At 71.1% G+C, this 7,694-nt stretch carries 7 protein-coding genes and 1 pseudogene; 4 read left to right on the top strand and 4 right to left on the bottom strand.

Going from position 1 to position 7,694, the window contains the following annotated elements:
* A pseudogene (locus VHK87_RS18500) lies at positions 1-208 on the bottom strand (nuclease); the annotation flags it as partial.
* A gap of 217 nt (positions 209-425) precedes the next feature.
* On the opposite strand from VHK87_RS18500, the gene VHK87_RS18495 reads away from it, so the two are divergent.
* Positions 426-1,235, top strand: coding sequence for an isocitrate lyase/phosphoenolpyruvate mutase family protein (locus VHK87_RS18495; protein ID WP_329636367.1), 810 nt, complete (start codon positions 426-428; stop codon positions 1,233-1,235).
* 6 nt (positions 1,236-1,241) lie between these two features.
* Here VHK87_RS18495 and VHK87_RS18490 read toward each other — a convergent pair whose 3' ends face one another.
* Positions 1,242-1,982: a ribbon-helix-helix protein, CopG family gene (locus tag VHK87_RS18490; RefSeq protein WP_329636366.1), complete on the bottom strand. Its 741-nt coding sequence runs from the start codon at positions 1,980-1,982 to the stop codon at positions 1,242-1,244.
* Between the two features lie 156 nt (positions 1,983-2,138).
* Between VHK87_RS18490 and VHK87_RS18485 the strand changes: the two genes are divergently transcribed.
* Positions 2,139-2,375: a hypothetical protein gene (locus VHK87_RS18485; protein WP_329636365.1), complete on the top strand. Its 237-nt coding sequence runs from the start codon at positions 2,139-2,141 to the stop codon at positions 2,373-2,375.
* Positions 2,376-2,553: 178 nt separating this feature from the next.
* Positions 2,554-4,404: a glycosyl hydrolase family 28-related protein gene (locus VHK87_RS18480; protein WP_329636364.1), complete on the top strand. Its 1,851-nt coding sequence runs from the start codon at positions 2,554-2,556 to the stop codon at positions 4,402-4,404.
* 761 nt (positions 4,405-5,165) lie between these two features.
* Here the strand turns inward: VHK87_RS18480 and VHK87_RS18475 are convergent.
* Positions 5,166-6,581: an autotransporter outer membrane beta-barrel domain-containing protein gene (locus VHK87_RS18475; protein WP_329636363.1), complete on the bottom strand. Its 1,416-nt coding sequence runs from the start codon at positions 6,579-6,581 to the stop codon at positions 5,166-5,168.
* 228 nt (positions 6,582-6,809) lie between these two features.
* Here VHK87_RS18475 and VHK87_RS18470 point away from each other — a divergent pair, with 228 nt between their 5' ends.
* Positions 6,810-7,181, top strand: coding sequence for a PilZ domain-containing protein (locus tag VHK87_RS18470; RefSeq protein ID WP_329636362.1), 372 nt, complete (start codon positions 6,810-6,812; stop codon positions 7,179-7,181).
* A gap of 108 nt (positions 7,182-7,289) precedes the next feature.
* Here VHK87_RS18470 and VHK87_RS18465 read toward each other — a convergent pair.
* A partial coding sequence (locus VHK87_RS18465; RefSeq protein ID WP_329636361.1) for a hypothetical protein occupies positions 7,290-7,694 on the bottom strand: 405 nt, incomplete at its 5' end.

Raw genomic sequence — 7,694 nt, 5'->3', positions numbered from 1 at the left:
CGTCCCGCGGTCCGGTCGGCTTCACCTCGATCGTCGTCGCTTCCCGCATCATCTGCTGGACGACCCGCGCCGTCTGCTTTGCGGCCAACGCCTCGGCCCAGCAGCGGGCGCGCGGAATGGGTTCTGGCGCAAAGGCGTTCGCCAGCCGCACGCCGCGTCCGTCGACGATGAAGGTGTCGCCGCTCAGCACCGAGACTCGCTCGGCCACCGAGGGCCCGGCCTCGCCGCGCTGTTGCGGCGGCGCCGGCTCGCCCCCGCAAGCGACAAGCCCAAGTCCCGCCGCCAAGACAGCGGCCAGCCTCAACGCCTGCATTCCCGTCCTCTCGCCCCGCGCCCCTCGCCAGGGGCCGGCAAGCTGCCTCAGGCCCGCTTGCCGGGCAAGCCGCGCGGCGCCAGCTTGGCTATCAAACCTGGAAGGACCTCCCATGGCCGATGTCGCCGAGAAACGCGCCGGATTCCGGCGCCTGCACGACGAGGGGTGCTTCGTGCTGCCTAATCCCTGGGACGCGGGCGGCGCCCAGGTGCTGCAGCACCTGGGCTTTGCAGCCATCGCCTCGACCAGCGCCGGCTACGCCTGGTCTTGGGGCCGGGCCGACAACCGGGTCGAGCTGGACGACCTGCTAGCGCACCTCGCCGAGCTCTCGGCCGCCGTCGACATCCCGCTGAACGCCGACTTCGAGAACGGCTTCGCCCGCGAGCCCGAGGCGGTGGCGGCGAACGTACGCCGGGCGGCGCAGGCCGGCGTCAGCGGCCTCTCGGTCGAGGACCTGACCAGCGAGGCTGCGCCGGCCCTCTACGAGCCGGCGCTGGCCACGGCCCGCATCCGCGCCGCGCGCGATGCGCTGGCGGCCGAGAACGTGATCCTCGTCGCCCGCACCGAGGGGCTGCTCCACGGCCTCCTTGACCTCAACCAGGCGATCGACCGGGCGGTGATGTTCGCCGAGGCCGGCGCGGACTGCATCTACGTGCCCGGCGTTCGCACCCGCGAGGAGATTTCGACCCTGGTCAGGGCGGTGGCGCCGAAGCCGGTGAACGTGCTGATGGCTTGGCCAGGGATGAGCGTCGCCGAACTGGCGGATCTCGGCGTGCGCCGGGTCAGCACCGGCGGCGCCCTGGCCCGTAGAGCCTGGGCCGCGTTCGTCGAGGCCGCCGAGGAGATCAAGGGCCAGGGAACCTTCGGCGCGTTCGGCCTGCCCGGCCCCTCGATCAGCCTCAACAAGCTGTTCGCGGGCTGAGGCCGCTCAGAAGGCCTCGAACTCCTCGCGGCTGATCGCCCCGTCCTCGTCGGCGTCCAGCCGGACGAAGCTCTGGCGCAGGCCGTCCTTCAGGGCCGGCGAAGCCGCGAGCGCAGCGGTCGGGCGCCAGAACTCATCGCCCGTGACCCGCCCGTCCCGATCGGCGTCGAGGCCGGTGAACCCCTCGGCCCGGATCTTCCGGTGATGCCGCTCGAACTCGCCGAAATCGACGGAGCCGCCGCCGTCTGCGTCGAGAGTGGCGTAGACCTGCCGCGCCGCCTCCGGCGAGGCCTTGCCTCCGGCCAGGCGGTCGAGTTCGGCCGCGCGGGTGAGGGGCAGCATCACCTTGGGGGCGCCGGCGGGCGGCGGCGCCTCGCCCTTGCGGAAGACGACCACGTCGCCGCCCTGGGCGGCCTGGAACTCCTGCAGGATGACGGCGCCGTCCCCGTTGCGGTCCAGAGCCTCGAACGCCTTGCGCAGATCCGGCCCGGCGGTGCTGGCGGTGGCGGTGAACAGGAGCGCTGCGCCGGCGCTGGCGGCCAAGGCGGCGGGTATGGCGATCTGGGGACGGGTCATGAAGGCTAGCTCCGGTCTGAGGGGACTGGCCGGCCGCGCCAGGTGGGCCTCGATCATCTGCCGGACCACTTCGCTAGCGGAACGCCCTTCCGCGCGGCAGCGGGCCATGAAGGCCTGCTTCAGCGCGTGCGGCAGCCGCACCTCCAGGTTCTCCGACTTCTTCTCGCGCATCCACCTCAACCTCGCGCTTCCGGCGCCCCGAGCACAAGGGAGTCGGCGGCTCGAGGCCAGGAACGACGCGTCCGGGAGAGCGGAAATCTTGTCCGGACACGCCGCGCGGCGCCTTGCCGCGCTGACGGGACTCTCCGGCTCGCCTACCCGTCGGGCATGCAACGCATCGATCTCGCCCGCATCCTTTTCGGCGACTGGCGCTCCGCCGCCGAAGCCCACGTCGCCAACGCCGTCCACCTCGTGGCGGTGCTGTTCGCCCTCTGGGTCGCCCGCGAGCAGGGCATGGCGGGCCCGACCTTCGACTTCATCACCCTGACCGCCATCGCCACCACCGTGGTGTTCGGCATCGGCCGTCTGGCCCGCACGCCGAAGCCGGCGCGCTCCGAGGGCTGAAGCCTCTCCTTTCCCGCAAGCGGGATAGGAATGAAGGACCACCGCGCCGTGTTGCGCCGCGCCTACGGTCAAGGCTTCGCAGGGATTTCGTAACCAAATCAGCCATTGTTGAACGGCACAGGCTGTGGGGGCGTGCTGGGCCGGACCGGGGGCGCCTTGTCTGGCCGGGAGCACCCGTATGGCTGACCTCATCTTCAACGTGCGCGATTTCGGCGCGAAGGGCGACGGCTCGACGCTGGACACGGCGGCGATCCAGAAGGCGCTGGACGCCGCCTACGCCGCGGGCGGAGGGACGGTCTACATCCCCAGGGGGACCTATATCGTACACTCGATCAGCGGCGACGCCTCGGACGGGGCGCTGCAGATCCGCTCAGGCGTGTCGCTGGTCGGGGACGGCATGGGCCAGTCGAACATCAAGGTGATGGACGGGGAGGTCTCCAAGATCAGCGGCATCGTGCGCACGCCCTCGGGCGAGGTGACCAAGAACGTCGTGATCCGCGACCTCACCCTCGACGGCAACCACCAGAACAACAGCGGGGAGATCGACGGCTTCTTCTGTGGGGTCACCCCAGGGTCGACCCTGTACGACGAGAACATCCTGATCGAGCGCGTGGAGATCATGAACGTCTCGCGCTACGGCTTCGACCCGCACGAGCAGACGAGATTCCTGACCATCCGCGACAGCGTCGCCCACGACAACCTGGGCGACGGCTTCACCATCGACTTCTGCTTCGACACGATCCTCGAGAACAACGTCGCCTACAACAACGGCCGCTACGGCTTCAACATCGTCACGTCCAGCCACGACGTGCTGCTGAAGAACAACCTGGCGCACCACAACGCCGCCACCGGCATCGCCGTCCAGAAGGGCTCCGACGATCGGCCGTTCATCTACGACATCCGCATCGAGGGGGGCGCGAGCTACGCCAACGGCCGCAACGGCATCGGCATCAAGTTCTCCGAAAAGGTCACCGTCTTCGGGGTCGAGATCTACGCCAACACCTCCGGCGGCATCCTGATCGAGGGTGCGCAGGACAACCTGATCATCGGTAACAACATCCACGACAACGGCGGCTACGGCGTGCGGATCAAGGCGCACGACGATCCGGGCACCGGCAAGCACTGGGCGTCGTGGGCCAACACCGTCACCGGCAACAACATCTACGGTCAGCCGACCGCGGTGACCCAGCAGGCCGACGACAGCTGGGGCAACGCCGCCTACGACAACACCGGCTCGGGCGCGATCACCGGCATCGGCACGACGCCGCTGGCGGAGACTTCCGGCAGCACCAACGTCAGCTATCTGGGCTTCCAGGGCGCCGCGACCACGCCCGCCCTGCCGGGCGCGCCGCCCACCCAATCCGGCGGCGTCACCACCGAGGGCGCCGACACCCTGATCGGCGACGAGGGCGCCAACGTGCTCGGCGGCGGCGCGGGCGCCGACCGCATTCTGGCCGGCGGAGGGCCCGACGAGATCCGCGGCGGCGACGGCGACGACTTCCTGCGCGGCGAGGCGGGCGACGACGTGATCTACGGCGGCGACGGCTTCGACAACACCCACGGCAACATGGGCGCGGACACCATCTACGGCGGCCTGGGCGACGACTGGGTGGTGGGCGGCCAGGACAGCGACCTGCTGCTGGGCGAGACCGGCGACGACTACATCGTGGCCAACCTCGCCGCCGACACCGCCCATGGCGGCGATGGCCGCGACACCATCCTGGGCGGCCAGTCGGACGACCTGCTGTTCGGCGACGCCGGAGACGACTACCTGAGCGGCGACCTCGGAAACGACCTGCTCACCGGCGGGGCCGGGGCGGACATCTTCTGGGCCGCCTCCGGCTCAGGGACCGACCGAGTCGCCGACTTCAACCGCGCCGAGGGCGACAGCATCCGCCTCGCTCCGGGCACGACCTACGCCGTCCGGCAGGAGGGCGCCGACGTGATCGTCGACCTGGGGGGCGGCGGCCAGATGATCCTCGCCAACACCCAGCTCAGCAGCCTCGGCGGCGCCTGGATCGTCGGCTGAGGCCAAGAGGCGCGCGATCCGGGGCGCCTGCCGCGACCAGCAGCAGGCGTGCCGTTCCGGCCAAACCTCGACGACCGCGCCCGCCCCGCCCAGCCGGCGAGCCGCCACAGCGCCCTCGCGTGCCGGAACCACTGGATCGAAGGCGCCGAACAGGTGGGCCTGAGGAACCTGGAGCGGCGACAGGTCGCGCGGATCGAGCGAACCGGTCAATGGGGAGAGGTCCTGCTCCCGGGTCCAGGCGGCCAGGTCCAGCGGCGCTGCGATGGTTACGAGGCCGGCGACATCGCTCCGGCGCCCGGCCAGCAGGGCCGCGATCACTCCACCGCCGGACCAGCCGACGAGCACCACCCGGCCAGCTCCAGCGCGCGCCTTGAGGGCGTCGATCGCCGCATCGGCCGCGCGCACAGCCTCCTCGGAGTAGCGGGCGCCGGTCCAGTCGGCCTGGCCGCAGCGCGGGTCCAGGGCCCGCACCTGCTGGCAGAGCCGCCCGAGCCAAGCCGTGGGGGCAGGCCAGGCCCTGGCCACGGCGAGCCCCGTCGGCCGGCTCGGCGTCGGATCGGCGCGCGGGCGGCCCCGGCCGTCGTGGGCCGCACCGTCCCCTTCGATGACCACAGTCAGCACCGCCGCCTTCCCGACCGCAATGGCCGCGGCGAGCTTCCGCCCCCCGGCGTCCAATACGAAGGGGGACCAGTCCCCCTCCCCCGCCGAGGCGCCGCCGGCCAGGCCGGTCAGCGCCAGAGCGAGGATGGCGGCCCGCACCGCTAGAAGCCGCGGCGCAGGGTGAGGCCGACGCTGGTCTCCCGCTCGCCCGACTTGCCGATGAGCGTCTGCACGCTCAGCGCCACCGACAGCCGATCGGCCACGGCGGCTTCGAAGCCCGCTCCGACGAGGGCGTAGCTTGAGTCCTGGCTGGCCGGGCCGTCGAGTTCCTCATTGAGGGTCACCGCCACGAACGGCAGCACCCGCTCGCCGCGCCAGTAGGCGGCGGCGCCCACCGAGGCGGTGGTGAGGTCGGTCTCGACGCCCGGGATCAGCCGCCCGGCGCCGTCACGGTAGCCGTCGGTGTCGGAAGCCGAGGCGCTGATCCCGAGGCTCGGGACCAGGACCCAGCGCTCGCCGAGCGCCCACTGGGTCTGCAGGGTGAAGGCCCCGTACAGCTGGTCGCGCTCCGTCTCGCCCACCGACCGAAGGCCGGCGAAGGCGCGATCGTGCTCAATATCGTGCTGGCCGTAGCCCACAAGCCCGGTGAGCTGCACCGTCGCGGCCGGCGACCAGCTGAGGTAGGCCCCGCCCGACCAGCCGTTCGCCTCATAGTGGACGCCCGGGCCCTCGAGGTCGGTGGCCGCATAGCCGAGGAAGCCGCCAAGGATCAGGGCATCGCCTACATGATCGGCCCCGAAGGCGAAGGCGCCGGTCTGGCCGTCCTTGGCCACCCCGGTCCGCTCGTCCTCCAGCCAGGCGCCGGTGGCGTTGAACCAGATCCCGCCGCCGCCGCCTTGGCCGGCCGAGCGGCCTCGATAGCCGGCGTCGGTCAGGCCAGAGGCCGCCCGGATGGAGGCGAGGTTGGCGAGCCAGATGCCCTGGGCTCGGGCGTTCACGAAGCTCTGCATGCCCGAGACCGTCATGCGGTCGGCGGTCAGGGCGCCGGTCAGCTGGTCGGCTTCGGCGAGGCCGAGGATGGCCTGCTCCCCGAAGGTGACGGTCACGACCGTCCCATCGCCGCCGGTTCCCGTGACGGTCGTGCCCTCCGGCGTGGTGGTGACAGTGGGCGTGGTCGGCGTCGTCGGCGTCGTCGGCGGATTGACCACCGTCCCCGGCGTGCTCGCCCCCGGCTGGCCGAAGGCCTGGGCGCAGGCCCCCGAGCCGGTGACCTGCTGGGTCGCGGTGTCGAGGACGCAGGTGAACGGGTGCGTCTGTCCGCCTTGCGTGATCGTGCCGACGTACGTGATGCCCGAGGCGGCCGGGCTGACGCTGGTGAACTGCACCGTCGCCGGGTTGTTCGTGAACTGCGGGCCGCCGGTCAGAACGATGCGGATGTCGTTGAGACCGTTGATGGTGGTCTGGATCGTGGTGCCGTCCGGCTGCACTACGGTGCCGGCCGTCTGTGCGGCCGCCGGAAGCGCGAACAGCGCCGCCGCGGCCAAGAGGCCCGCGACGGCGGAAATCAGGAAACGCATGTGGTCTATCCCCCAGGAATGCAGCGACCCCGTTCGCTGCCCTGCGCTGGGGGGCTCCCACATGACCCATTTGCACTATGTCCGAGGCTCTGGGGCCCGGCTGCGGCTCTCGGACACGCTCAGAAGGTGAGCTTCAGCCACAAACCGTCGCCTGACGAAGCTTACCGTAGGTATATCGCCGTTCTCTTAACCCTGACTTAGCCCTCCCGCGCGCATGCTCCGGGCAAGATGTCGACGCCCCGTGCGCCCACCCTAGAGACAGCCGCCAAAGCGGGCTCCGCCGAACACCGCCGCGCGCCGCGGCGGGACGTCTCGGTGGCCGGCCTGCTGCTGCACGGCCGCTCGACGCAGGCCGAGCCGTGCACCATCCGCGACGTGTCGGCGACGGGCGCGCGGGTGAAGCTGAAGTCGGCGCAGCTGCTGTCGCGGCCGATCTACCTGTTGATCGCCAAGACCGGCGCGGCCTTCGAGGCCGACATCGCCTGGTGCCGGGATGCGGAGATCGGGCTGTCGTTCAAGGCGCGCCTGAACCTGGCCGATCCCAGGTCCGATATCGAACGGACCGCCGCCAGGCTCTGGCAGGCGATGCCGAAGCGCTAGAGCCTGTTCGGTTAAGCCGTACCGCTGAACCGATCAAACAGGCTCTAAGTCAAAGGTGTAGAGCGCGTTCGGGCGGCGGAGCCGCTCTCACCCTCCGCCTCCCACGCTCTAGGCCGCCGCGGCCATCTCGAGAGCCGCGCTCTCCTTGCGGCCGCCGCCGCGGATCATCATGAACCGGCCGACCGCGCCGCCCGGGATGGTCCAGGTCCCCTCGACCTCGACGCCGTCGGAGCTCAAGGTCCCCTCGTAGAGGACGGTGTGGTCAAGGCCGCTGGTCCCGTCGTAGGTCTTGGAGAAGATCACCGCCGAGCCTTCGCGCCGGCCGGAGACCTCGGCGAAGGCCAGTCCGCTGGAAGAGGCGCCGGTGGGACACGGCTCATGGGTCGTGCCGCTGATGGCGCCGCCCAGGTCCAGCAGAGTGGCCACGAACGGCGCGTCTTCGCGCCCGTCGTTGTAGCTGTAGATGCCTTGCCAGATGCCCGTCAGGCTCGCCGCCGACGTCTTTACGCCATG

Origin of the sequence: Phenylobacterium sp. (assembly GCF_036263695.1) — a bacterium.
Taxonomy (GTDB): domain Bacteria; phylum Pseudomonadota; class Alphaproteobacteria; order Caulobacterales; family Caulobacteraceae; genus Phenylobacterium.
The sequence above is the reverse complement of the archived record's forward strand: the minus strand, read 5'-3'. Positions and strand labels throughout refer to the sequence as shown.

Coding starts and splice junctions, on each gene's coding strand:
- VHK87_RS18495 (WP_329636367.1), top strand. CDS start 426: ATGGCCGATGTCGCCGAGAAACGCGCCGGATTCCGGCGCCTGCACGAC.
- VHK87_RS18490 (WP_329636366.1), bottom strand. CDS start 1,982: ATGCGCGAGAAGAAGTCGGAGAACCTGGAGGTGCGGCTGCCGCACGCG.
- VHK87_RS18485 (WP_329636365.1), top strand. CDS start 2,139: ATGCAACGCATCGATCTCGCCCGCATCCTTTTCGGCGACTGGCGCTCC.
- VHK87_RS18480 (WP_329636364.1), top strand. CDS start 2,554: ATGGCTGACCTCATCTTCAACGTGCGCGATTTCGGCGCGAAGGGCGAC.
- VHK87_RS18475 (WP_329636363.1), bottom strand. CDS start 6,581: ATGCGTTTCCTGATTTCCGCCGTCGCGGGCCTCTTGGCCGCGGCGGCG.
- VHK87_RS18470 (WP_329636362.1), top strand. CDS start 6,810: ATGTCGACGCCCCGTGCGCCCACCCTAGAGACAGCCGCCAAAGCGGGC.